Source organism: Pseudomonas sp. ok266, assembly GCF_900110195.1.
Lineage (GTDB): Bacteria > Pseudomonadota > Gammaproteobacteria > Pseudomonadales > Pseudomonadaceae > Aquipseudomonas > Aquipseudomonas neuropathica.
This window is the reverse complement of the sequence record NZ_FOCU01000009.1, coordinates 273,985-298,048: the sequence shown is the minus strand read 5'-3', so window position 1 is coordinate 298,048 and position 24,064 is coordinate 273,985. Positions and strand designations below refer to the sequence as shown.

Sequence of the window (24,064 nt, the reverse complement as noted above, 5' to 3'; positions counted from 1 at the left end):
GGAGTGAGCCTGCTCGCGATGGCGGCCGGATAGCCGACCAACCTCTGTCAGATGTACTCAGCCCCCTGTGGGAGCGAGCCTGCTCGCGAAAGCGGCCTCACATTCACCGGTTTTCTATCAGGTTCACTCCCGCGAGCCCACAAAAAAGCCACCTTTCGGTGGCTTCTCTTCCAGCATCTGCAATCAGTCGTAAATCACTTTCTTCTTCCAGTCCGCATCGGCCTCGACATCTTTGAGGCCGGCGGTCAGTTGGTTTTCTTCACCTTCAACCGGTGCAATCTTGTCCATGACCTGGGCGTTCGCGCGGGCCAGGAGTTTTTCCAGGTATTGCAGTTGTTCTGCGTACATCTGCGGATCCTGCTGTTTGCGCAGGTATTGCACGCCGCGTTCGAAGGCGAGGCGGGCCTGGCCGGGCTGGTTTTGTTGCAGGGACTGTTGGCCGAGGTTGTTGAAGAATTCGATGTGCAGCAGCACCAGAATGTGGCGGACTTCGCGGATCCAGTGTTTGGCTTCATTCGGTGGCAGGAAACCATCGTGGGCGGCGCGGGTGATCTGGCCGTGGAGGGCTTCGAGCAGGAAGCGCACGTCTTTGGCTTTGGCTTCGGTCAGGATCGGTGCCGGTGGGTTGTTGACCGGGATCGATTCGCCTTGGGCGACCAGGGCGCTCAGTTCGGTGATGCGTGCTTTGGTGGTGGCGCTGGTTTTTTCCAGGTTCAGTAGGCGCTGGCAGACGTTCAGTTCCAGACGGGTCAGCAGCAACTTGAGCGCCGGGGTCATGAACTGGCCGGGGAAGGTTTCGGTCAGTTCGCCGCAACGGCGCAGGCGGTCGTTGAGTTCGACCTTGGTGCGGGCCTTCTCCAGTTTGTTGTTTTCCACCACATGGTTCATGTAGCCAATGGCGATCAGAATTGCGATCCCGGCTATGACAAGCAGGGTGATCATGAGTGGTGTCACCGGTAAGACCTCTTTATAGGGTTCGCATGCGAGTGTAGTGGCTGGGCATTTAGTCGCCTAGCGCCGCTCGACGAGTTGGATCGGCAGGTTCAATCTGTATCGGCCGCACGCTGCTTATATGAATGCTGGCGCTGCGAGTGCAGATTGCCATCACTGTGGGTGGACTATAGCGTCTTGGCGGGTGGCGGAATATAGGCGTCAATCGTCGGGCGACGGAAAAGCCCGATTGCCGCCGTAAAGCAGGTCGAAGTCATTGATTTAAATAAATTTATATCAGGGGGTTGACGACCTCTCAATCCATCCATAGAATGCGCGCCACTTGCAGCGTAAAGCACACAGCGAAGCGCGGCAGGGAGTGAATGTTGTAGTGTGTCCCCTTCGTCTAGTGGCCTAGGACACCGCCCTTTCACGGCGGTAACAGGGGTTCGAGTCCCCTAGGGGACGCCAATGCGGGAATAGCTCAGTTGGTAGAGCACGACCTTGCCAAGGTCGGGGTCGCGAGTTCGAGTCTCGTTTCCCGCTCCAATTTTAAACAGCAGCGCTTTCGGGCGGTGCTGAGTGAAACCAGAACCAAGTCTTCGGATACGGATCTGGACACCGAAACACACACCATGTGTTCCGGGTAGCGTGTCCCCTTCGTCTAGTGGCCTAGGACACCGCCCTTTCACGGCGGTAACAGGGGTTCGAGTCCCCTAGGGGACGCCATTTGCGGGAATAGCTCAGTTGGTAGAGCACGACCTTGCCAAGGTCGGGGTCGCGAGTTCGAGTCTCGTTTCCCGCTCCAAATTCTAAAAACGCCGCTCAGTGAGCGGCGTTTTTATTAGTGAAAGTTGTAGCCTGTGTCCCCTTCGTCTAGTGGCCTAGGACACCGCCCTTTCACGGCGGTAACAGGGGTTCGAGTCCCCTAGGGGACGCCATTGCGGGAATAGCTCAGTTGGTAGAGCACGACCTTGCCAAGGTCGGGGTCGCGAGTTCGAGTCTCGTTTCCCGCTCCATATTCACAAAAACGCCGCTCAACAGAGCGGCGTTTTTGTATGCGCGATTTGTGGCTGTGTCATCAGCCATAAAGAAAAAGGCCCGCCGAAGCGATTCGGCGGGCCTTTTTGCGTTGTGCGTTTGCTTACCAGGACAGCATCAGTCGGCCAGCAAACAGAATAAGCACCACGCCCATCGTGCGTTCAAACCAATGGCCCATGCGCATGAACAGCAGGCGAACCCGATTGCTTGAGAAGAACAGCGCGACCACGACAAACCACAGCGCATTCACAAAGCACATCCACAGCCCGTAAAAGGCCTGGATTTGCAAGGGTGTGCTGGCGCTGATGATCGTGGTGAAGATGGCCAGGAAAAACAGTGTGGCCTTGGGGTTGGTTGCATTGGTCAGAAAACCGGTGCTGAAAGCTTTGAACAGGGTTTGTTCGACCACGGGCTCGTCCGCGATTTTTTCACCTTCAACGGCCGATTTGGGTTTGCTGCGCAACAGGCTGACGCCCAGATACAGGATGTAAGCACCACCAACCACCTTGGCGACAGTCAGCAGCCACGGGGTGGTGTGCATCAATGCCCCGACACCCAGCAACGTGTAGAGCACGTGCACGGAAATCCCCGCGCCGATACCCAGCGCCGTGCAGATCCCTACCAATCGGCCGAACCGTACGCTTTGGCGTATGGTGACTGCGAAGTCCGGGCCGGGAGCAACCACAGCCAGAAAGTGAATGGTGGCCAGCGCCAGAAACTCGCCCAGATAATTCGAATACATCTCAGCTCCAATAGGTCAGGGGTGAAGCATTGCCGCGATAGCCGACAAAAAAGGAAAGGCTCAAACGCGGATCGGCCACGCCCGGGGTCACCGAGTGCATGCGCCGCGAGTTGAACATGATGAAATCACCGGGTTGCGGTCGGACTTCAAGCGCAGGTGGACCGAGCAGCGCTGGTTCAATGCCATAACTGTCGCCACGCATCTCGTCGAATTGATCCGGGGTGATGTCGTCGTCCCATATCTGCAACGCACCGCCCTCGGTCGGCATATTCAGATAGACGTTGCAGGCGAACTGCGCCTCCAGGCTGCGGGCCTGGAAACTGTCCGGAGCGTCCTTGGCGAAGATGTCGTGATGGGCGAGGAAGCACACCCCGGGTTTCACCACGCGCGAAAGGCCGACATACATTTTTCGGCCGTAGAGGTTTTCCAGGTGTGCGCCGGCCGGCCAGGATTCGTCGAGCATGCAGCGCAAGGTGTCGATCGGTGAGGAGTAGGGCGCGCAGCGATTGCGCAGTTCAGCGATGTTGCTGGTGGCGCGTTCGAAGTAGTCCTCAATCAGCAGCGGTTGGTTTTCCGCCTCGTAAAATGCCATGCCGATGCGGCCGATACTCGGTGCGTTGATGTAACCCTCGAAGCCTGGAGCGAGAATCTTGTCGCCAATCTGAATGGCCAGCGGCTCAGGCAAAAAGCCTTTGACGCGGATGGCGAGGACTTCTTCGTTGGCCAGTTTTTTTATGCACGTCTCATCGAGACGCTCGACGTCTAGCATCATTTTTTTAGGTCCATCTATCGATAGTCAACGGAACCTGCGAATGCGGTTCCCCGGCGTCGGACGCTGCCTGAAGCAGCGCCCGAAATGCTCAATCCACGTTGTAGTGGACGGATAACGTGCCTTTCTTCTGCGAAAGGGACGCGATCGTGACTGTGCCCAGATCCTTCAGGCTGCGTACGTGGGTGCCACCGCAGCCATAGGCGGGCAGTTCACCAAAACCGATTTCCCGCGCACCTTCGCGTAGCGAGGTCAGGCGGGGCAGGTCGTGTTCGATCCACTGGTCGATCCCGTGTTGAACGGTCTCTGCATCGACTTCCTGCGCGGTGTCGCCGGGTTTGAATTGCACTCGGCCTTCATCCGGCCAGTGATGGGCTTTGATCGGCATCCAGCCCAGCGCCTGGACGAAATGCCCGATCAGGTGCCCGGCCGAATGCATGCGTGTATTGAAGTGGCGGCGCTGTTCGTCGATGCGGATGCAGGTCATGCCCAGTTCCACCGGCCGGTCGACAAAATGAATGATCCGGTCCGGCTCCTGCACCACACGCAATACCTGGCTTTCACCGATCCAACCGGTATCACACGGCTGTCCGCCGCCTTGCGGATGAAACAGCGTGGCGCGCAAGACCACGGCGAATTCGTTCTCTTGGGGCGTGCAGTCGAGGACTTCCACATTGGCCTTGAGGTCATCACTATGGAAAAAGAGGCGAAGCGTCATATTCCATGCCCTTATTAAAGTTTCTTTTTTTATTATATGAATCGTGCAATAACGTGATAATCCGTTCAAACATCAAAGGACTTGTGCGCTGTGAGCATCAATCTGCCGCTACCGCTGCTTGGTGAAATGGCGATTTTCGTCAAGGTCGTCGAGACCGGTAGCTTCTCTGAAGCGGCTCGGCAGTTGGGTTCATCGCCGTCAGCGGTGAGTCGCAGTATTTCGCGGCTGGAAAAAGCCTTGGCCACGCGACTCTTGCAGCGCACCACGCGCAAGCTGCGCTTGAGTGACGGCGGCGAGGAGGTATTCAAGCGCTGCCAGGAGATGGTCAGCGCGGCCAAGTCGGTGATGGAAATTAGCGGCCAGTTCACCCATGAAGCGGAAGGACTGGTGCGCGTCAGCGTGCCGAAAGCGGTGGGGCGCTTCGTGATTCATCCGCACATGCCCGAGTTCCTGCGGCGTTATCCCAAGGTCGATGTCGAGTTGTTGCTGGAGGATCGCCAGGTCGATTTGATCGACGACCATGTCGATCTGGCCATTCGCATCACCGATCGACCACCGGCCGGGCTGGTTGGCCGGCAGTTACTGACCATCGACCATTTGCTCTGTGCCACGCCGCAGTACCTGGCCGAGCACGGCGTACCGACTCATCCGCATGATCTGCTCAATCACAGTTGTATTTATCTGGGGGAAACCCCGAGTGATGCGCGCTGGAAATTCAAGAAGGGCAGTAAGGCGGTGACGGTAGGCGTCCGCGGTCGGTATGCCGCCAATCACACAGGCGTGCGGCTGGGCGCGGTGTTGCAGCACATCGGCATCGGCAGCCTGCCGTATTTCACCGCCCGTTACGCGCTTGAGCAAAAGTTGGTGGTGCAGGTGTTGCCGGACTGGACGTTCCTCGCGTCCTATCACGGCGGATTGTGGCTGCTGCATTCGCCGACGCGCTATCTGCCACCCAAGTTGCGGGTGTTCATCGACTATTTGGTGGAGTGCCTGCAGAAAGAGCCGACCTTGAGCAAGCCCGGCAAATCAGTGGGGGAAAGCAATGCGGCGATGGCGTATGAATTGCCCGAAAGTGAAGGGTTGTTGTAGCGCAAAGCAAAAGATCGCAGCCTTCGGCAGCTCCTACAGAGGATTGCGTGAGTCCACTGTAGGAGCTGCCGAAGGCTGCGATCTTTTGATCTTCAACCCACTGTTAAATCAGTGCTTGCTGTCCTGAGCGGACATCGCCAGCAGTTGTTTTTCCTGGTTCCAGTCGAACGGTTCATCGTTCTGTTCAGCTTCGTAGCGACGTTCTTCCAGTGCCTGATACAGGTCGATCTCTTCATCGGACAAGTAATGCAGGCAGTCGCCGGCGAAGAACCACAACAGATCGCGCGGGATCAGGTGGGCGATTTGCGGATAACGGCTAATCACTTGAGTCAGGATGTCCTGGCCCAGGTACTGGCTTTCGATCGGATCGATCGGCAGCGATGCCAGCAGTTCGTCGAAGCGCTCCAGGAACAAGGCATGGCTTTCTTCGGGAACCTGATCGGCCTCACCTACGGCGACCAGGATACTGCGCAGGTGGTCGAGCAAAACAAGATGATCGGCAACGACGTTGGACACGAGATAAGTCCTCAAGAGCAAAACGGGCGCGGGAGTATAAAGCTCCCGCGCCCTCTTGGACATGGTTGTCAGGATCAGCGGACTTTGCCCTCTGCCAGTTTCAGTTCCTCTTTGTCGAAGTCATCGACGTCGATCACCTTGCGTCGTGCGGCTTCGGCATCGCGCAGGCTCTGTGCTTCTCCCGGTTGCAACACCCCGGCCTCCAGCGCCGCATCGATGGCGTGCTCACCTGCGACCGGTTTGACCTGACCGCTTTTCAGCGACGTGTGCAGTTTTTTGTGCAGTGGCTGCGCGGCATTCAGCAAATCACTGGCGTGTTGCAGCGCGCCGACGGCATCGTCTGCCGACTGCGGGCGATAGCAACCGGCAAGCAACTCTTCCAGCGCCGGATCACCTTTGGCGCGACCAATCACGCCTGCCACTTCGGCACCGAGTTTGTCCGACGGGCCTTTGTGACGACGACCGAACGGGAATACGATGGCTCGCAGCAGGCAACCGAACACCTTGTTCGGGAAGTTGCGTAGCAATTCATCCAGCGCCCGTTCCGATTGGCCGAGGCTTTCTTCCATCGCCCAACGGAACAGTGGCTCCATGTACGCTGGCGAATCCAGATCGTGATAACGCTTGAGCGCGGCGGAGGCCAGATACAGGTTGCTCAACACATCACCCAGACGTGCCGACAGACGCTCGCGACGTTTCAGTTCGCCGCCCAGCAACATCATGCTGAAGTCGGCGAGCATGGCGAACGCCGCTGCCTGGCGGTTGAGTGCGCGGAAGTAGCCTTGGCTGATCTTGTCGCCCGGCGCATGCTCGAAGTGGCCGAAACCGAGGTTCAACACCAGCGTACTGGCCGCATTGCTTACGGCGAAACCGATGTGTTTGAGCAGCAAACCATCGAACTCTTTCAGCGCCTGATCCTTGTCCTCACGACCGGCGAGGGCCATCTCCTTCAGCACGAATGGATGGCAACGAATCGCGCCCTGACCGAAGATCATCAGGTTGCGCGACAGGATGTTTGCACCTTCCACGGTGATGAAGATCGGCGCGCCGTTCCAGCTACGCCCGAGGTAGTTGTTCGGGCCCATGATGATCGCCTTGCCACCATGCACATCCATGGCGTGGCTGATGCACTCGCGGCCGCGTTCGGTGAGGTGATATTTGAGAATCGCCGAGAGCACCGACGGTTTCTCGCCCAGGTCCACTGCGTTGGCAGTGAGCATCCGCGCCGCATCCATCATCCACGCGTTGCCGCCGATGCGCGCCATGGCTTCCTGAATACCTTCGAAAGCCGACAGCGGTACATTGAATTGCTCACGAATCTGCGCGTACTGACCGGTGACCAGGCTGGTGAATTTGGCCGCGCCAGTGCCGACTGCCGGCAACGAGATCGAACGGCCGACCGACAGGCAGTTCATCAGCATCATCCAGCCCTTGCCGAGCATCTCCTGACCGCCGATGAGGAAGTCCAGCGGAATAAACACGTCTTTGCCCGAGTTCGGGCCGTTCATGAACGCCGCGCCGAGTGGCAGGTGACGACGACCGATTTCCACCCCAGCGGTATCGGTCGGAATCAACGCGAGGCTGATGCCAAGGTCTTCCTTGTCGCCCAGCAGATGCTCCGGGTCGTAGGCCTTGAAAGCGAGGCCGAGGAGGGTCGCGACAGGACCGAGGGTGATGTAGCGTTTTTCCCAGTTCAGGCGCAGGCCGATGACTTCCTGACCTTCCCATTGGCCTTTGCAGATGATCCCGGTGTCGGGCATCGCACCGGCATCGGACCCGGCGAGCGGACCGGTGAGGGCGAAGCACGGGATGTCATCGCCACGGGCCAGCCGTGGCAGGTAGTGATTGCGTTGTTCGTCAGTGCCGTAATGCAGCAGCAGTTCGGCCGGGCCGAGGGAGTTCGGCACCATCACGGTGGAGGCGAGGTCACCGCTACGGGTAGCGAGTTTCATCGCCACCTGTGAGTGGGCGTAAGCCGAGAAGCCTTTGCCACCGAATTCTTTCGGGATGATCAGGGCGAAGAAACCGTGTTCCTTGATATGCGCCCAGGCTTCGGGTGGCAGGTCCATCGACTGGCCGATCTGCCAGTCAGTGACCATCGCGCAGAGTTCCTCGGTCGGGCCGTCAATGAACGCCTGTTCCTCTTCGCTCAGTTGCGCCTTGGGATAGGCCAGCAGTTTGTCCCAGTCCGGGCGGCCGCTGAACAGCTCACCGTCCCACCACACGGTGCCGGCGTCGATTGCGTCGCGTTCGGTCTGCGACATGGGTGGCAGGGTTTTCTGGAACCAGTTGAACAACGGCGCAGTGAAATGCTTGCGACGCAGGTCGGGCAGCAGCAGCGGGGCAGCGACCACCGCCAGCAGCACCCAGAACACCAGCAACAACCAGCCCGGCGCATGACTGAAAATACCCATCGCCAGCAGGTAGACGGCCACGATGCCCAACGCAGGCAGAGGTGAAATACGCCGGTGGGCGAGATACGCCACACCAACGATCAAAACCAGTATCCACAACAACAGCATATTCAGTCCTCCGTGAACCAAGGCAAATCGACCCTCCAGAGCTTAGACGGCATCTGTAAAACCGGGTGGTCAGACCAAGGTGATTGAAATCGTGGGAAACCCCGGATGGTTTTCGTAGGTTCGGTGGGCAACACGTGTGGGAAATCGTTCGCTGATCCCGCGTCTTTGCGTCCAAGTTTGGCCGAAACGTCGTTATCTCTGTGCTGACGCTGTCGCTAGACTCGGGGCTCACCCAGGAGATTGTCGTCATGCGCGAGTATCTGAGTCCCGGCCGCTTCATCGATAGTGACCACCCGGCAGTGGTGGAGTTCGCCGAACAACATCGGGGTGCCAGCCGCGATCCGCTCGAGCGGGCGATCAATCTTTATTACGCGGTGCGTGAGGCGGTGCGCTACAACCCCTACACCTTCAGTCGCGATCCGCAGACCTTGCGTGGCAGCTATGCGCTGACGACGGGGGAGAGTTATTGCGTGCCCAAAGCCACGCTGCTTGCCGGTTGTGCGCGGCATTGCGGGATCCCGGCGCGTATCGGTCTGGCCGACGTAAAAAATCACTTATCGACGCCACGTCTGCTTGAGTTGCTGAAAAGCGACATGTTCGCCATGCACGGGTACACCGAACTGTTCCTCAATGGACGCTGGGTCAAAGCCACACCGGCGTTCAATCAGAAGCTATGCGAATTGTTCAACGTTGCGCCGCTGGAGTTCGACGGTATCAATGACAGCGTTTTCCACCCGTTCAATCGCGACGGCGCGCAGCTCATGGAGTATCTGGTCGATCACGGCCAATTCGCCGATGTCCCGGAAACGTTCTTCTTCGAACATTTGCAAAAGTGCTATCCGCATCTGTTCACTGATCAGCAGCCGCAACGGCTGGGCGATATGCAGAGTGATTTGAGCCGTACCTGATCCGGCGTATGCTGCCTGCCCACTCATTTGAAAAGAGGCGGTCATGCTGAAGATCTGGGGACGGAAAAACTCATCGAATGTCAGGAAGCCATTGTGGGCGGCTGAAGAGCTTGGCCTGGCCTACGAGGCAATCGATGCCGGCGGCGCATTTGGAGTAGTCGACACTCCCGAGTACCGGGCGATGAACCCGAACGGTCGGGTGCCGGTGATCGAAGACGACGGTTTCGTGCTGTGGGAGTCCAACGCCATCGTCCGCTATCTGCTGGCCAGACATGCGCCCGACAGTCACTGGTATCCGGCGGATCCGCAAGCGCGAGCCATCGCTGACAAATGGATGGACTGGACCACTTCAAGTTTTGCCGGTCCCTTCCGCACGGTGTTCTGGGGCGTCTTGCGCACGCCGGCGGACAAGCAGGACTGGGCTGCGATCAACGCCGCGATCAAGGAATGCAATGAGTTGCTGAGCATGGCCGATCATGCCTTGGCCAGTCAGCCATATCTCTCTGGACAAGACATCGGCATGGGCGATATCCCGCTCGGCAGTTTCATTTATGCCTGGTTCGAGATGCCCATCGAACGCGCACCACAAGCGCATCTGCAAGCCTGGTACGAGCGCTTGAAGCAGCGTCCGGCTTACCAGAAAGCGGTTATGACCGCGTTGACTTAATACTTACTATCGACACACTTGACTGTACTTGTGCGGCGGCGGCAAGCACCATTGCGCTCTGGTGCTGCGGTTGTTTCCCTCGCCGCCCGCCCTTATTTATCCCTTTCTTCCCTTCTTGGTGCGTAAATCCGATATGAGTTCCGCTCTGTCCATCCGGCAGCTAACCAAAACCTACGGCAACGGGTTCCAGGCCTTGAGTGGTATCGATCTGGACGTCGCCGAAGGTGATTTTTTCGCCTTGCTCGGCCCTAACGGTGCCGGCAAATCCACGACCATCGGCATTCTCTCGACCCTGGTGAACAAGACCAGCGGCACGGTGAATATCTTCGGCCATGACCTGGACAAAAATCCTGCGCAGCTCAAGCGCTCGATTGGCGTGGTGCCCCAGGAATTCAACTTCAATCAGTTCGAAAAGACCTTCGACATCGTCGTGACCCAGGCCGGTTACTACGGCATTCCGGCGAAGATCGCCAAGGAACGCGCCGAGCAGTACCTGACCCAGCTGGGCCTGTGGGACAAGCGCGATGTGCCGTCGCGTTCGCTGTCCGGGGGCATGAAGCGGCGTTTGATGATCGCCCGTGCGCTGGTGCACGAACCACGTCTGCTGATCCTCGATGAACCGACCGCAGGCGTCGATATCGAGTTGCGCCGTTCGATGTGGACGTTCCTCACCGAGCTGAACCAGAAAGGCATCACCATCATCCTCACCACGCACTATCTGGAAGAGGCTGAGCAGTTGTGCCGCAACATCGGCATCATCGACCACGGCACCATCGTCGAGAACACCAGCATGAAACAGTTGCTGGGCCAGTTGCACGTGGAGACCTTCCTGCTGGACCTGAAAAACGACTTGAACGCCGCGCCGCAATTGCTCGGTTATCCGGCGCGATTGATCGACAGCCACACCCTGGAAGTTCAGGTCGACAAATCCATGGGCATCACGGCGTTGTTCACCCAGTTGGCGCAGCAGAACATCGAAGTGCTGAGCCTGCGTAACAAAACCAATCGCCTCGAGGAGCTGTTCGTGTCCCTGGTGGAGAAGAATCTGTCGAAGGTGGCGGTATGAGTTCCGAATTCCGTCCCAACCTCGTCGCCCTGCAGACCATTGTTTACCGCGAGGTCAAACGCTTCACGCGGATCTGGCCGCAGACGCTGCTGCCGCCAGCGATCACCATGGTTCTGTATTTCGTGATCTTCGGTAACCTGATCGGTCGGCAGATCGGCGACATGGGTGGCTTCACTTACATGGAGTACATCGTGCCGGGGCTGATCATGATGTCGGTGATCACCAACTCCTACGGCAACGTGGTCTCGAGTTTCTTCGGCAGCAAGTTCCAGCGTTCCATCGAAGAGCTGATGGTGTCGCCGGTGTCGCCGCACACTATTCTGATCGGTTTCACCATTGGCGGCGTGTTGCGTGGTCTGATGGTTGGCGTGATCGTGACCATTCTGTCGCTGTTCTTCACCCATTTGCAGGTGCATCACCTCGGCGTGACCATTTTGGTGGTGGTACTGACGGCGACGATTTTCTCGCTGCTGGGCTTCATCAACGCGGTGTTCGCGCGCAACTTCGATGATATTTCGATCATCCCGACCTTTGTGCTGACACCGCTGACGTACCTGGGCGGGGTGTTTTACTCGATCACCTTGCTGCCGCCGTTCTGGCAGACCGTGTCGTTGGCCAATCCGGTGCTGCACATGGTCAACGCCTTCCGTTACGGCATTCTGGGTGTGTCGGATATCAAGATCGGCATTGCGATCACCTTCATGCTGGTGGCGACCGTTGTGCTGTATCTCGGCTGTGCGCGGTTGCTGGTGAGCGGGCGCGGGATGCGTACCTGACTCCAGACCGAGTCGTGGCCATCGCGAGCAGGCTCACTCCTACAGGGGAACGCATTCCAATGTAGGAGTGAGCCTGCTCGCGATGGGGCCAATCCAGACGCCACAAATCAGAACGGCCTCCCATTGCGGAGGCCGTTTTGCGTTCAGCGCATGCGACTCTTCTTGCGCCGCGCCCATTGCCGCGCCACCCACCAGCGCCAATACATCATCACAATGCAGTAGGCGAGGGCGCCGAGTACCAGTCCGACTACCACCGAGCCGAGCAGAAACGGCTGCCACAACGTCGACAACTCGCTGCTGATCCACTCCCAGGTCAGCTCGTCCGGTAGATGTCGGGCGGGCACATCCATCAAAAACGCCCCGGCCTGATAGGTGCAGAAGAACACCGCCGGCATGGTGATCGGATTGGTCAGCCAGACCAGGCTGACCGCAATCGGCATGTTGCCGCGCACCGTGACGGCGAGGGCGGCGGCCACCAGCATCTGCGCCGGGATCGGCAGGAACGCGGCGAACAGGCCAACCGCCATCGCCCGGGCGACCGAGTGACGATTGAGGTGCCAGAGGTTCGGGTCATGCAGCAACTTGCCGAGAAAGCGTAAGGATTTGTGTTCCCTGATGCTCGTCGGGTCGGGCATATAACGTTTGAATAAGCGCCGGGGCATAAGGCTTCTCGGTCGGTTAAGGCGGCAAGTATGTCTGGATTCTACGAAGCGCCCATTCAGACTTTGTGACAATTGTTGACGACGCGTGTAACCGACAACCGCTATGCCTAAGTGCGGGACTCTCAAGGACGGGCTTATGCGCACAGGGATGATGGCGCTCGCAGCCGGTCTGCTGGTCGCGGTTTTTATGCCGGCATTACCGCCGGTCTGGTTGTTGCTGTTGTTGCCGGTCGTGGCTTTGATGCTGCTGCCGTTTCGCAGCTATCCGCTGGCGTTTTTGCTGTTTGGCTTCACGTGGGCCAGCGTCGGTGCGCAATGGGCGTTGAATGATCGTTTGCCGGCCGGGCTGGATGGCGAAACCCGGTGGGTTGAAGGGTGGGTCGTCGGTTTGCCGCAGAGCAGCGACGGCGTGGTGCGCTTCGAATTGGCTGATGCGCACTCGCGTCATGAAAAACTGCCATCGCTGATGCGGCTTGCCTGGTACGCCGGGCCACCGGTCAACAGCGGCGAGCGTTGGCGTTTGGCGGTCAAGCTCAAGCGTCCCGGTGGATTGCGCAATCCTGAGGCCTTTGACTACGAAGCCTGGCTGCTGGCGCAACGTATTGGCGCCACCGGCACGATCAAGGACGGCCAGCGCTTGAGCGAAGCGCGTTGGGCCTGGCGTGACAGTATTCGCCAGCGTTTGCTGAGTGTGGATGCGCAGGGGCGAAACGGCGCATTGGCGGCGTTAGTGCTGGGTGACGGCTCGGGGCTCAGTCGCGAGGACTGGCAGACTCTGCAGGACACCGGCACCGTGCACTTGCTGGTGATTTCCGGTCAGCACATCGGTTTGCTGGCGGCGCTGATGTATGGGCTGGTCGCCGGCATGGCGCGATATGGCCTGTGGCCGCTGCGCTGGCCGTGGCTGCCGTGGGCCTGTGGTATGGGGTTCGCGGCAGCACTCGGTTATGGCCTGCTTGCCGGGTTCGACGTGCCGGTGCAGCGCGCCTGCGTGATGGTCGGACTGGTGCTGTTGTGGCGCCTGCGCTTTCGTCATCTTGGCGCAGGGTGGCCGTTGTTGCTGGCGTTCAACGCTGTGCTGTTGCTGGACCCGCTCGCCAGTTTGCGTCCGGGTCTGTGGCTCTCGTTTGCGGCGGTAGCGGTGCTGATCTTTACCTTTGGCGGCCGCTTGGGCGCGTGGCGCTGGTGGCAGACCTGGACGCGGGCGCAGTGGTTGATCGCGATCGGCTTATGTCCGGTGTTGCTGGCGCTGAACCTGCCGATCAGCCTCAGCGGGCCGCTGGCCAATTTGCTTGCGGTGCCTTGGGTCAGTCTTGCGGTGTTACCGCCGGCGCTGCTTGGAACCGTGTTGCTGCCTGTTCCTTTTGTCGGCGCCGGCCTGCTGTGGCTGGCCGGCGGTTTGATCGATGGGTTGTTTCACGCGCTGGCGACGATTGCCGGGCATTGGCCGGCGTGGATCGCACCCTCGATACCCGCTTGGGTCTGGGCCATTGGCAGCCTCGGCGCCGGGTTATTACTGTTGCCGCGCGGCGTGCCGCTGCGTCCACTGGGCTGGCCGTTGTTGTTGCTGCTGGTCGTGCCGCCACGCGATCAGATAGATGAAGGATTGGCCGATATCTGGCAGCTCGATGTCGGCCAAGGCTTGGCCATCCTGATCCGGACCCGCCATCACGCGTTGCTCTACGATGCGGGGCCGCGCTTTGGTGAGTTCGACCTCGGCGAGCGTGTGGTGCTGCCTTCATTGCGCAAACTGAGCGTGGAAAAACTCGATTTGATGCTGCTCAGCCATGCCGACGCCGATCACGCCGGCGGCGCTTTGGCGATCAGCCGGGGTTTGACCGTCGATCAGGTAATCAGCGGTGACCCGGCGGGGCTGCCCGCGCAATTGAACGCCGAAGCCTGTGCAAGTGGCCAGCAATGGCAATGGGACGGCGTGCGTTTTCAACTCTGGCAGTGGGCGGACGCTGACGACAGCAATCAGCGTTCCTGTGTATTGCAGATCGAGGCCAATGGCGAGCGCCTGCTGTTGACCGGCGACATCGACAGCCATGCCGAGCGCGTGCTGCTCGACGGTCCACTGGCCGTGCCGACGCAATGGCTGCAATCGCCCCATCATGGCAGCCGCAGTTCATCGTCAATGGCGCTGCTCAACGTCTTGAAACCCGAGTCCGTGCTGATCTCTCGAGGTCATGGCAACTCATTTGGCCATCCACACCCGACCGTGCTGGCGCGTTATCGCAAACTGGGCCTGAATATTTACGACAGCGCCGAGCAGGGCGCCATTCATCTGCAACTGGGCACCTTCAGGGCGCCACGCACGATGCGTCATCAGCGGCGTTTCTGGCGTGATCCGCCCGCACTGGCCCGCTGATCGGGACGTAGGTAAATGGGGCGTCACGGTCGTCGGGGTGGCGGGTCTTAATCGTGGATCGGTATGGTAAAGTGGCGCACTTTTTCGAGGGGACTGTCACTGTGTGGGAATTGGTCAAATCCGGCGGCTGGATGATGTTGCCGATCATTCTGAGCTCCATCGCGGCCATGGCGATCGTCGCCGAGCGCCTGTGGACCCTGCGCGCCAGTCGCGTTACCCCCGAGCATCTGCTGGGCCAGGTCTGGGTCTGGATCAAGGACAAGCAGCTCAATAAAGAAAAACTCAAGGAATTGCGCGCCAATTCGCCGCTGGGGGAAATCCTCGCGGCGGGCCTGGCCAACTCCAAACATGGTCGCGAGATCATGAAAGAGTGCATCGAAGAGGCCGCCGCCCGGGTCATTCATGAACTCGAGCGCTACATCAATGCTCTTGGCACTATCGCAGCCATGGCGCCATTACTGGGTCTGCTTGGCACCGTGCTGGGCATGATCGATATCTTCAGCGCGTTCACCGGCTCCGGCATGACCACCAATGCCTCGGTGCTGGCAGGCGGTATCTCCAAGGCGCTGATCACCACCGCTGCGGGCCTGATGGTCGGTATTCCGGCGGTGTTCTTCCACCGGTTCCTGCAACGCCGCATCGATGAATTGGTGGTGGGCATGGAGCAGGAAGCGATCAAGCTGGTTGAAGTGGTGCAGGGCGACCGTGACGTTGACCTGGCCGAGGGCCGCGCGTGAAGTTCCGTCGCAAACCCCGGGAAACCGTGGACATCAACCTCGCGTCGCTGATCGACGTGGTGTTCATTCTGCTGCTGTTTTTCGTCGTGACCACCACGTTCACTCGCGAAACCCAGTTGCGTGTTGACCTGCCGGAAGCGGTCAGCGGCTCCCCGGCCGAAGACCAGCAAGTCAAGCAGATCGACGTGGCTATCAGCGCCGAAGGCGTGTTTTCGGTGAACAACAAGATTCTGCCGAAGAACGACCTGGCGACCCTGATGGAAGCCATGCAGAAAGAGTCCAACGGCGACACCAACATGCCGTTGTCGATCAGTGCCGATGGCAAGACTCAGCATCAATCCGTGATCACCGCCATGGATGCGGCCGGCAAGCTCGGTTTCAGCCATCTGCGCATGACCACGGTCGAGGCGGCGCCCAAATCCTGATGAGCCTGTCCGATCGCTTGCTCGCCGCGTGGTATCAGGGGCACCCGGCCCTGACGCTGCTGCGGCCGCTGGAAATGCTCTATCGCCGCGTGGTGGTGGGTAAGCGCCAGCGCTTTCTTGCCGGTGAAGGTCAGATCTACCAGCCATCGGTGCCGTTGATCGTGGTCGGCAACATCACCGTCGGTGGCACCGGCAAGACGCCGATGATTCTCTGGTTGATCGAACATTGCCGGCGCAGCGGTTTGCGCGTCGGCGTGGTCAGTCGTGGTTACGGCGCCAAACCGCCGCAACTGCCGTGGCGCGTTGCGGCCGAGCAAACCGCTGACATCGCCGGTGACGAACCGTTGCTGATCGTCCAGCGCACCGGCGTGCCGCTGATGATCGACCCCGATCGCAGCGCAGCGGTCAAAGCCTTGCTCGCCAGCGAACCGCTGGACCTGATTCTGTCCGATGACGGTATGCAGCATTACCGTCTGGCGCGGGATCTGGAGCTGGTGCTGATCGACGCCGCTCGCGGTCTCGGTAACAAACGCTGCTTGCCGGCAGGGCCGTTGCGTGAGCCGATCGAGCGCCTGCAAAGTGTCGACGGCGTGCTGTTCAATGGTGCCACCGAGGATCGCGATGACGGTTTCGCTTTCCGTCTGCAACCGACCGCGCTGGTCAATCTGCGCAGCGGCGAGCGCAAGTCGCTCGATCATTTTTCGCCCGGCCAGGCCGTGCACGCGGTCGCCGGGATCGGCAATCCGCAACGTTTCTTCAATACCCTCGAAGCGCTAGACTGGCGAGCAGTCCCCCATGCGTTTGCCGACCACGCCGAATACAGCGTGCAGGCGTTGAATTTCACACCGTCATTGCCGTTGGTGATGACCGAAAAGGACGCGGTGAAGTGCCGTGCCTTTGCGGCTGACGACTGGTGGTATCTGGCGGTCGATGCGCTGCCGTCGCCGGCCTTTGTGGCCTGGTTCGACACGCAGCTGATGCGCCTGTTGCCGGATCGTCTTTTGCCTTAACTCTTTACTCAGGGAATGTTCATGGACACCAAATTGCTCGATATCCTCGCGTGCCCGATCTGCAAAGGCCCGCTCAAGCTCAGCGCCGACAAGACCGAACTGATCAGCAAGGGCGCCGGTCTGGCGTACCCGATCCGCGATGGCATCCCGGTCATGCTCGAAAGCGAAGCCCGCACTCTGACCACCGACGAGCGTCTGGATAAATGACCACTGCCTTCACCGTTGTCATCCCGTCGCGTTTCGCCTCGACCCGCCTGCCCGGCAAACCGCTGCTCGACATCGCCGGCAAGCCGATGATCCAGCACGTCTGGGAACAGGCGAGCAAAAGCAGCGCCAGCCGTGTGGTCGTCGCGACTGACGATGCGCGCATCGTCGAGGCCTGCAAGGCTTTTGGTGCCGAAGTGGTACTGACCCGTGAAGATCACAATTCCGGCACCGATCGTCTGGCCGAAGTCGCGGCGAAACTGGGTCTTGAACCCGACGCGATCGTGGTCAACGTGCAGGGTGACGAGCCGCTGATTCCGCCGAGCGTGATCGATCAGGTCGCCGCCAATCTGGCTGCCCACACCGAAGCGCGCATGGCCACGCTGGCCGAGCCGATCGAAGACGTGGAAACCCTGTTCAACCCGAACGTGGTCAAGGTCGTCAGTGATCTCAACGGTTTGGCGCTGACCTTCAGCCGCGCGACTTTGCCATGGGCGCGCGATGCGTTTGCCAAGAGTCGCGAGCAATTGCCCGAAGGCGTGCCGTACCGTCGTCACATAGGCATTTATGCCTACCGCGCCGGTTTCCTCCAGGACTTTGTGAGCTGGGGCCCATGCTGGCTGGAAAACACTGAATCCCTCGAGCAACTGCGTGCTCTGTGGCACGGTGTGCGGATTCATGTCGCCGACGCGCTGATCGCACCGCCGACTGGCGTTGACACGGCCGAAGACCTCGAGCGCGTTCGTCGCCTGCTGGAGGCCTGATGCGCGTTCTGTTTGTGTGCCTGGGCAACATTTGCCGTTCGCCCACGGCCGAAGGCGTATTGCGTCACAAACTGCGTGAAGCAGGGCTGGCGGATCAGGTCGAAGTGGCCTCCGCCGGCACCGGTGACTGGCACGTCGGCAACCCGCCGGACAAGCGCAGCCAGGCCGCCGCCAAAGTGCGTGGCTATGACCTGTCGGCGCAACGCGCGCAGCAGGTCCGCCGTGCCGATTTCGCCAGTTACGACCTGATCCTGGCCATGGACAACAGCAACCTGCGCAACCTCAAAGCGTTGCAGCCGTCCACCGGCAAAGCCGAGCTGGACCTGTTTTTGCGCCGTTATGCCGGGGTGGTAGATGAAGTGCCGGATCCGTATTACGACGGCGATCAGGGTTTCGAGCAAGTGCTGGATCTGATCGAAGCAGCCTGTGACCAATTGTTGATCGAAGTGAAGGGCCGGTTATGAGTTTGCAGGTGCAACCGCAGGTTTCCCTGAAACCGTTCAACAGTTTTGGCGTGGATGTGCGCGCGCAACTGTTCGCCGAAGCCCACAGCGATGCCGATGTCCGTGAAGCGCTGGCCTACGCCACCGCACACGATATGCCGTTGCTGGTGATTGGCGGCGGCAGCAACTTGCTGCTGACCGCCGACATTGCCGCGCTGGTGCTGCGCATGGCGACACGCGGGATCCGCGTGATCAGCGATGACGGCAACCGTGTGGTGATCGAGGCGGAAGCGGGCGAGCCGTGGCATCCGTTTGTGCAGCACACGTTGGCGCAAGGATTCTCCGGGCTGGAAAACCTCAGCCTTATTCCCGGTACGGTTGGCGCTGCGCCGATGCAGAACATCGGTGCCTACGGCGTCGAGATCAAGGATGTGTTTGCCGGCCTCACCGCGCTGGATCGCCAGACCGGCGAGCTGCGCGATTTCACCCTCGAAGAATGCAACTTCGCCTACCGCGACAGCTTGTTCAAGCAGCAGCCGGGGCGTTGGCTGATTCTGCGCGTGCGCTTTGCACTCGACCGCATTGCGCATTTGCATCTGGAATACGGCCCGGTGCGTCAGCGCCTGACCGAGCAGGGCATCGAGCAGCCGACGCCTACCGACGTCAGCCGTGCGATTTGCAGTATCCGCAGCGAAAAACTGCCGGATCCGGCGGTACTCGGCAATGCCGGCAGCTTCTTCAAGAATCCGCTGGTGTCGGCGGCCATCGTCGCGAGGATCAAGGAACAGCATCCGGATGTGGTCGCCTACACGCAGCCGAACGGACAAATGAAGCTCGCGGCAGGCTGGCTGATCGAGCGCGCCGGCTGGAAAGGTTTCCGTGAAGCCGATGCCGGCGTGCATAAATTGCAAGCGCTGGTGCTGGTCAACTACGGCGCGGCAACCGGGCTGCAACTGCTCGATCTGGCGCAACGCATCCAGAAAGACATTGCCGAACGTTTCAATGTCGACCTGGAGATGGAGCCTAATCGCTATTGAGGCTACGCTTTCAAAGCGCCATCCAAAGCCCTGCACTGATAAAAAGTGCAGGGCTTTTTTATTAACGCTGGGTTAACTTAGCGAGCTAACGATAACCGTCATTTGCTCCACCAAAGGCCCGGTGCAGACGTTCGCGTCGGCACAAGAGAGCCTGATTAGCCTGAGTCGATCTGCGTGAACCACCGCCGATTCAACGGCGGCAGATTGCTCGACCCCATAACCACTAAAAATATGCGGGCGTGCCCATGATTACCCTGAAACTCAACGGTCAAGACCATCCTCTCGATGTCACCGAAGACATGCCGCTGTTGTGGGCGATTCGTGATGTCGCCGGTTATAACGGCACCAAGTTCGGCTGCGGCATGGGGCTGTGCGGCGCCTGCACCATTCATATCGACGGCTTGCCGGCGCGCAGTTGCATCACGCCGATCGGTTCGGTGATCGGCCAGAACGTCACCACCATCGACAACCTGCACGCCGACCCGGTGGGGCAGGTGGTACAGCAAGCCTGGCTCGACACCGCTGTAGCGCAATGCGGATTCTGTCAGGGCGGGCAGATCATGTCGGCTACCGCGTTGCTCAAGACCAACCCGAACCCGAGCGACGAGCAGATCGAAGAAGCCATGGTCGGTAACATTTGCCGCTGCGGCACCTACAACCGGATCAAGACTGCGATCCGGCAGGCTTCCACTCACTTGAAGGAGGCCAAGGCATGAGTCGCCTTCCGAATGATTTCGCCCTGAGCAATCTCAGCCGTCGCGGTTTCCTCAAAGGCGTCGGCGCCACCGGCGCGCTGGTGCTAGCCGCCAGTTGGGGTTGGCAGGATGCGTTGGCTGAAGACAAACCGAAGCAATTCGGCGCCGATGGCATGCCCAATGGCTGGATCGACGATCCGAAGGTCTACGTCAGCATTGCCGCTGACGGCACGGTCACTGTGGTGTGCAACCGTTCCGAGATGGGCCAGGGCGTGCGCACCAGTCTGACCATGGTTGTTGCTGATGAACTGGAAGCCGATTGGGCGCGCGTCAAAGTGCAGCAGGCGCCGGGTGATGAAGTGCGCTTCGGCAACCAGGACACCGACGGTTCGCGCAGCATGCGCCATTGGTATGAACCAATGCGGCGTTGCGGTGCGGCGGCGCGAACCATGCTTGAACAGGCCGCCGCTGCGCAGTGGAAAGTGCCGGTCGGTGAATGCCACGCGCAACTGCACAAAGTCATTCACAAACCGTCTGGCCGTGAGCTGGGCTATGGCGAGCTAGCCGCCGCAGCCAGTGCGTTGCCGGTACCGACGCGTGACAGCCTGCGCCTCAAGCAGCCGTCGGAGTTTCGCTACATCGGCAAGGAAGGTACGAAAGCCATCGATGGCGCAGACATCGTCAACGGTCGTGCGGTGTACGGCGCCGATGTGCATTTCGACGGCATGTTGTACGCAACTATCGCCCGTCCGGCGGTGTACGGCGGCAAGGTCAAATCGCTGGATGACAGCGCAGCGCTGAAAGTCCCCGGTGTGCTCAAAGTGCTGCAGATCGAAAGCCGTCCGCTGCCTTCCGAGTTTCAGCCACTGGGTGGTGTGGCCGTGGTCGCCAGCAATACCTGGGCCGCGATCAAGGGCCGTGAAGCGTTGAAAATCGAATGGGATGACGGCCCGAACGCCAGCTATGACTCGATCGCCTATCGCAAAGAGCTTGAAGCCGCCTCGCTGAAACCCGGCAAAGTGGTGCGCAACACCGGCGATATCGACAAGGCCCTGAGCGGTGCTGCGAGTACGCTTGAAGCATCCTACTACCTGCCGCATCTGGCCCAGGCACCGATGGAGCCAATGGTTGCCATCGCTCGCTACAAGGACGGCGTTTGCGAAGCGTGGGCACCGAGTCAGGCGCCGCAAGTCACTCGTGAGCGCATTGCCGAGCGTCTTGGACTGCCGTTCGACAATGTCACATTCAATGTCACCTTGCTTGGCGGTGGTTTTGGTCGCAAGTCGAAACCGGATTTCGTCGTCGAAGCGGCGATTCTCGCCAAAGAGTTCCCCGGCAAAGCCGTACGGGTGCAGTGGACGCGTGAAGATGACATCCACAACTCGTATTTCCACACCGTGTCCGCCGAGTATCTGAAGGCTGGCGTGGGCAAGGACGGGATGCCGTCCGGCTGGTTGCATCGCACCGTGGCGCCGAGCATCACCGCGCTGTTCGCGCCGGGGATGAACCATGAAGCGGCTTTCGAGCTGGGCATGGGTTTCACCAACATGGCCTACGCGATTCCCAACGTACGCCTGGAAAACCCCGAGGCGACCGTGCACACACGGGTTGGCTGGTATCGCTCGGTGTCGAACATTCCTCATGGTTTTGCCATCCAGAGCTTCGTCGATGAGCTGGCGCACAAGGCTGGCGAGGATCCGCTCAAGTACCAGGTCAAACTGCTCGGTCCGGATCGGCAGATCGATCCACGCACCTTGAGCGAAGAGTGGAACTATGGCGAGTCTCCCAAGCGTTATCCGATCGACACCGGACGCATGCGCACGGTGCTGGAAACTGCCGCGAAGGCTGCCGGTTGGGGACGCAAACTGCCCAAGGGCCGTGGTCTGGGTCTGGCGGTACATTACAGCTTCGTCACGTATGTGGCGGCGGTGATCGAAGTCGAGGTCAAGGACGACGGTACGCTGATCGTGCATAAGGCTGACATCGCTGTGGACTGCGGGCCGCAGATCAATCCTGAGCGCATCCGCTCGCAATTCGAAGGCGCTTGCGTGATGGGCTTGGGTAACGCGGTACTGGGTGAAATCAGTTTCAAGGACGGCAAGGTCCAGCAGGACAACTTCCACATGTACGAAGTGGCGCGCATGTCGCTGGCGCCGAAGGAAGTTGCCGTGCATCTGGTGACGCCGCCGGGCGAGGTGCCGTTGGGCGGTGTAGGCGAACCGGGCGTGCCGCCGATTGCCCCGGCCTTGTGTAACGCGATCTTCGCCGCCACCGGCAAGCGTATTCGCAACCTGCCGGTGCGTTACCAGTTGCAGGGCTGGCAGAAGGCAGAGGCGTAATGGACGGCGTCGACCTCAATGTCCTGCGCAGCGTCCTCGAATGGCGCCGCGCCGGACAGCGGGTGGTGCTGTTCAGCGTAGTGCAGACCTGGGGCACGGCGCCCCGGGCACCCGGTGCCATGCTCGCCTTGCGTGAGGATGGCGTGGTGATCGGTTCGGTGTCGGGCGGGTGCGTCGAGGATGACTTGATCGCCCGCCTACACGACGGCCGCATCGCCAGCGATGGGCCGCCGGTGCAGTTGATTACCTATGGCGTTACACGCGAGGAGGCGGCGCGCTTTGGCTTGCCTTGTGGCGGCACGTTGCGCCTGACTGAAGAACGGATCGGCGATCCCACGTGGGTTGCCGAGTTGCTCGCGCGGTGCGAAGCACACGAGATCGTTGCCCGTGAGTTGAACATTGAAACCGGTGAAGTGCTTCTGTCGCCGGCCAGCAAGTCCGACTCGCTGGAGTTCGACAGCAAAACCCTGCGCGCAATCTACGGCCCGCGTTGGCGTCTATTGTTGATCGGCGCCGGGCAGTTGTCGCGCTACGTGGCGGATATGGCGCGCCTGCTGGATTTCGAAGTACTGATCTGCGATCCGCGCAGCGAATTCGTCTACGGCTGGGAAGAGCATCACGGGCGTTTCGTCTCGGGCATGCCGGATGAGGCGGTGTTGAGTATCCAGACCGACGAACGTACGGCGATTGTCGCGTTGACCCATGATCCGCGGCTGGACGACATGGCGCTGCTCACGGCGCTGGATTCTCCGGCCTTCTATGTCGGCGCTCTCGGCTCTCGGGTTAACAGCCGGAAGCGTCGGGAGAATCTGGCTCAGCTAGGCTTGTCGGTGCAGGCGATCGATCGGCTGCACGGGCCGATCGGTTTGCACATCGGCAGTCATTCGCCAGCGGAAATTGCTTTGTCCCTGTTGGCGGAAATCGTCGCGATCAAGAACGGCGTCGAGTTGAAGCAGAAGAAAACTTTGGAGGACGCATGAGTCGATCCATTGCAGTGATTGTGCTGGCGGCGGGTGAGGGTAGTCGTTTTCGCCAGGTGGCAGGTGCTGATAAGGACAAGTTGCTGGCGGACTGCACCGGGCGTGATGGCGCGGTGCGTTCGGTGATTGAGCAGGTGCTGTTGAATCTGCCGGTCAGTCTCGACAAGCGTGTGCTGGTGACGACTGAAGCGCGGCCGCAAGCGATGCGCATGGCGCAGGCCTATGGCTGTGACGTGGTCTCGATTGAATCGACCGGGATGGGTGACAGCATTGCCGCTGGCGTCGCGGCATGCCCTGAGGCAGATGGCTGGTTGATTGTGCTGGGTGATATGCCGTTTATCTTGCCGTCGAGTATTGAGCGGGTGGTCGCGGCCATTGCCGATGATGCAGTGAGCGTGCCGGTGCAGGAAGGGGAGTTTGGTCATCCTGTGGGGTTTGGGCGGTCGTTTGGTGCGGGGTTGCAGGCGTTGAGTGGCGATCGAGGGGCCAGACCATTGTTCAAACAGGGCAGGGTGGTTGAGGTGACGGTGGATGATCCTGGGGTGTTGTGGGATATCGATGTGCCGGAGGCTTTGGTTTTTACTTCGTCTTGAGAGCTGCGTAAATTCCTGAGAGCCCCTCACCCTAACCCTCTCCCAGAGGGAGAGGGGACT

24 protein-coding genes and 6 tRNA genes are annotated in these 24,064 nt (G+C 60.0%); 23 read left to right on the top strand and 7 right to left on the bottom strand.

Annotated features, from left to right (window positions below):
* Positions 1 to 183 precede the first annotated feature (183 nt).
* Positions 184 to 942 (bottom strand): hypothetical protein, encoded by a 759-nt coding sequence (locus BMY54_RS18935; RefSeq protein WP_016986536.1) that lies wholly within the window; start codon positions 940 to 942, stop codon positions 184 to 186.
* A 383-nt stretch (positions 943 to 1,325) separates the two neighbouring features.
* Here BMY54_RS18935 and BMY54_RS18930 point away from each other — a divergent pair.
* The 6 genes from BMY54_RS18930 (at position 1,326) to BMY54_RS18905 (ending at position 1,949) form a co-directional block, all read left to right on the top strand.
* Positions 1,326 to 1,401, top strand: a tRNA-Glu gene (locus BMY54_RS18930).
* Between the two features lie 2 nt (positions 1,402 to 1,403).
* Positions 1,404 to 1,479 (top strand) — tRNA-Gly (locus tag BMY54_RS18925).
* A gap of 104 nt (positions 1,480 to 1,583) precedes the next feature.
* Positions 1,584 to 1,659, top strand: a tRNA-Glu gene (locus tag BMY54_RS18920).
* 3 nt (positions 1,660 to 1,662) lie between these two features.
* Positions 1,663 to 1,738, top strand: a tRNA-Gly gene (locus BMY54_RS18915).
* A gap of 57 nt (positions 1,739 to 1,795) precedes the next feature.
* Positions 1,796 to 1,871: transfer RNA gene (locus BMY54_RS18910), tRNA-Glu, on the top strand.
* A 2-nt stretch (positions 1,872 to 1,873) separates the two neighbouring features.
* Positions 1,874 to 1,949, top strand: a tRNA-Gly gene (locus BMY54_RS18905).
* A 125-nt stretch (positions 1,950 to 2,074) separates the two neighbouring features.
* Here the strand turns inward: BMY54_RS18905 and BMY54_RS18900 are convergent.
* The 3 genes from BMY54_RS18900 to BMY54_RS18890 all read right to left on the bottom strand — a co-directional run bounded on the left by BMY54_RS18900 (position 2,075) and on the right by BMY54_RS18890 (position 4,200).
* Positions 2,075 to 2,713 carry a LysE family translocator gene (locus BMY54_RS18900; RefSeq protein ID WP_093435497.1) on the bottom strand — a complete coding sequence of 213 codons (639 nt, stop codon included), beginning with the start codon at positions 2,711 to 2,713 and terminating at the stop codon, positions 2,075 to 2,077.
* A 1-nt stretch (position 2,714) separates the two neighbouring features.
* Positions 2,715 to 3,485: a 2OG-Fe(II) oxygenase gene (locus BMY54_RS18895; protein ID WP_093435492.1), complete on the bottom strand. Its 771-nt coding sequence runs from the start codon at positions 3,483 to 3,485 to the stop codon at positions 2,715 to 2,717.
* An 88-nt stretch (positions 3,486 to 3,573) separates the two neighbouring features.
* Positions 3,574 to 4,200 carry an alanyl-tRNA editing protein gene (locus BMY54_RS18890; protein ID WP_093435488.1) on the bottom strand — a complete coding sequence of 209 codons (627 nt, stop codon included), beginning with the start codon at positions 4,198 to 4,200 and terminating at the stop codon, positions 3,574 to 3,576.
* A gap of 90 nt (positions 4,201 to 4,290) precedes the next feature.
* On the opposite strand from BMY54_RS18890, the gene BMY54_RS18885 reads away from it, so the two are divergent.
* Positions 4,291 to 5,289, top strand: a complete 999-nt coding sequence (locus tag BMY54_RS18885) for a LysR family transcriptional regulator (protein WP_093435485.1) — start codon at positions 4,291 to 4,293, stop codon at positions 5,287 to 5,289.
* A 108-nt stretch (positions 5,290 to 5,397) separates the two neighbouring features.
* Here the strand turns inward: BMY54_RS18885 and BMY54_RS18880 are convergent, their stop codons facing one another.
* Both BMY54_RS18880 and BMY54_RS18875 read right to left on the bottom strand, forming a co-directional pair.
* Positions 5,398 to 5,805 (bottom strand): PA2817 family protein, encoded by a 408-nt coding sequence (locus BMY54_RS18880; RefSeq protein WP_093435483.1) that lies wholly within the window; start codon positions 5,803 to 5,805, stop codon positions 5,398 to 5,400.
* Between the two features lie 74 nt (positions 5,806 to 5,879).
* Positions 5,880 to 8,327 carry an acyl-CoA dehydrogenase gene (locus BMY54_RS18875; RefSeq protein ID WP_093435481.1) on the bottom strand — a complete coding sequence of 816 codons (2,448 nt, stop codon included), beginning with the start codon at positions 8,325 to 8,327 and terminating at the stop codon, positions 5,880 to 5,882.
* Positions 8,328 to 8,575: 248 nt separating this feature from the next.
* On the opposite strand from BMY54_RS18875, the gene BMY54_RS18870 reads away from it, so the two are divergent.
* The 4 genes from BMY54_RS18870 to BMY54_RS18855 all read left to right on the top strand — a co-directional run bounded on the left by BMY54_RS18870 (position 8,576) and on the right by BMY54_RS18855 (position 11,744).
* A complete protein-coding gene (locus BMY54_RS18870; RefSeq protein ID WP_093435478.1) occupies positions 8,576 to 9,235 on the top strand; it encodes a transglutaminase-like domain-containing protein in 660 nt (219 codons plus the stop codon).
* A gap of 43 nt (positions 9,236 to 9,278) precedes the next feature.
* The gene (locus tag BMY54_RS18865; RefSeq protein WP_093435475.1) at positions 9,279 to 9,902 is read left to right on the top strand and encodes a glutathione S-transferase family protein; all 624 of its coding nucleotides are present in this window, start codon (positions 9,279 to 9,281) and stop codon (positions 9,900 to 9,902) included.
* 133 nt (positions 9,903 to 10,035) lie between these two features.
* Positions 10,036 to 10,968: an ABC transporter ATP-binding protein gene (locus tag BMY54_RS18860; RefSeq protein ID WP_093435472.1), complete on the top strand. Its 933-nt coding sequence runs from the start codon at positions 10,036 to 10,038 to the stop codon at positions 10,966 to 10,968.
* Positions 10,965 to 11,744, top strand: a complete 780-nt coding sequence (locus BMY54_RS18855; RefSeq protein ID WP_008087860.1) for an ABC transporter permease — start codon at positions 10,965 to 10,967, stop codon at positions 11,742 to 11,744. The genes BMY54_RS18860 and BMY54_RS18855 overlap by 4 nt, the downstream gene beginning before the upstream one ends.
* A gap of 143 nt (positions 11,745 to 11,887) precedes the next feature.
* On the opposite strand, the gene BMY54_RS18850 is transcribed toward BMY54_RS18855, so the two are convergent.
* Positions 11,888 to 12,406, bottom strand: coding sequence for a DUF2062 domain-containing protein (locus tag BMY54_RS18850; RefSeq protein ID WP_093435469.1), 519 nt, complete (start codon positions 12,404 to 12,406; stop codon positions 11,888 to 11,890).
* A gap of 136 nt (positions 12,407 to 12,542) precedes the next feature.
* On the opposite strand from BMY54_RS18850, the gene BMY54_RS18845 reads away from it, so the two are divergent.
* From BMY54_RS18845 to BMY54_RS18790, 12 genes are all read left to right on the top strand, one after another.
* On the top strand, positions 12,543 to 14,777 hold the full coding sequence (locus BMY54_RS18845) for a DNA internalization-related competence protein ComEC/Rec2 (protein ID WP_093435466.1): 2,235 nt from the start codon (positions 12,543 to 12,545) through the stop codon (positions 14,775 to 14,777).
* A 101-nt stretch (positions 14,778 to 14,878) separates the two neighbouring features.
* The gene (locus BMY54_RS18840) at positions 14,879 to 15,514 is read left to right on the top strand and encodes a MotA/TolQ/ExbB proton channel family protein (protein ID WP_042560451.1); all 636 of its coding nucleotides are present in this window, start codon (positions 14,879 to 14,881) and stop codon (positions 15,512 to 15,514) included.
* Positions 15,511 to 15,939: an ExbD/TolR family protein gene (locus BMY54_RS18835; protein ID WP_093435463.1), complete on the top strand. Its 429-nt coding sequence runs from the start codon at positions 15,511 to 15,513 to the stop codon at positions 15,937 to 15,939. The genes BMY54_RS18840 and BMY54_RS18835 overlap by 4 nt, the downstream gene beginning before the upstream one ends.
* The gene (gene lpxK, locus BMY54_RS18830; RefSeq protein ID WP_093435460.1) at positions 15,939 to 16,949 is read left to right on the top strand and encodes a tetraacyldisaccharide 4'-kinase; all 1,011 of its coding nucleotides are present in this window, start codon (positions 15,939 to 15,941) and stop codon (positions 16,947 to 16,949) included. Before BMY54_RS18835 ends, lpxK begins: the two co-directional genes overlap by 1 nt.
* 21 nt (positions 16,950 to 16,970) lie before the next feature.
* Complete coding sequence (locus tag BMY54_RS18825) at positions 16,971 to 17,156, top strand: Trm112 family protein (RefSeq protein ID WP_003174668.1); 186 nt, start codon at positions 16,971 to 16,973, stop codon at positions 17,154 to 17,156.
* Positions 17,153 to 17,917, top strand: coding sequence for a 3-deoxy-manno-octulosonate cytidylyltransferase (kdsB, locus tag BMY54_RS18820; protein ID WP_093435457.1), 765 nt, complete (start codon positions 17,153 to 17,155; stop codon positions 17,915 to 17,917). Before BMY54_RS18825 ends, kdsB begins: the two co-directional genes overlap by 4 nt.
* Positions 17,917 to 18,381, top strand: coding sequence for a low molecular weight protein-tyrosine-phosphatase (locus tag BMY54_RS18815; RefSeq protein ID WP_093435454.1), 465 nt, complete (start codon positions 17,917 to 17,919; stop codon positions 18,379 to 18,381). The genes kdsB and BMY54_RS18815 overlap by 1 nt, the downstream gene beginning before the upstream one ends.
* The gene (gene murB, locus BMY54_RS18810) at positions 18,378 to 19,397 is read left to right on the top strand and encodes a UDP-N-acetylmuramate dehydrogenase (protein WP_093435451.1); all 1,020 of its coding nucleotides are present in this window, start codon (positions 18,378 to 18,380) and stop codon (positions 19,395 to 19,397) included. Before BMY54_RS18815 ends, murB begins: the two co-directional genes overlap by 4 nt.
* 245 nt (positions 19,398 to 19,642) lie before the next feature.
* Positions 19,643 to 20,113 (top strand): (2Fe-2S)-binding protein, encoded by a 471-nt coding sequence (locus BMY54_RS18805; RefSeq protein WP_008086294.1) that lies wholly within the window; start codon positions 19,643 to 19,645, stop codon positions 20,111 to 20,113.
* Positions 20,110 to 22,431, top strand: coding sequence for a xanthine dehydrogenase family protein molybdopterin-binding subunit (locus BMY54_RS18800; RefSeq protein ID WP_093435449.1), 2,322 nt, complete (start codon positions 20,110 to 20,112; stop codon positions 22,429 to 22,431). Before BMY54_RS18805 ends, BMY54_RS18800 begins: the two co-directional genes overlap by 4 nt.
* Positions 22,431 to 23,411 (top strand): XdhC family protein, encoded by a 981-nt coding sequence (locus BMY54_RS18795; RefSeq protein WP_093435446.1) that lies wholly within the window; start codon positions 22,431 to 22,433, stop codon positions 23,409 to 23,411. Before BMY54_RS18800 ends, BMY54_RS18795 begins: the two co-directional genes overlap by 1 nt.
* Positions 23,408 to 24,004: a nucleotidyltransferase family protein gene (locus BMY54_RS18790; RefSeq protein WP_093435444.1), complete on the top strand. Its 597-nt coding sequence runs from the start codon at positions 23,408 to 23,410 to the stop codon at positions 24,002 to 24,004. Before BMY54_RS18795 ends, BMY54_RS18790 begins: the two co-directional genes overlap by 4 nt.
* Positions 24,005 to 24,064 lie beyond the last annotated feature (60 nt).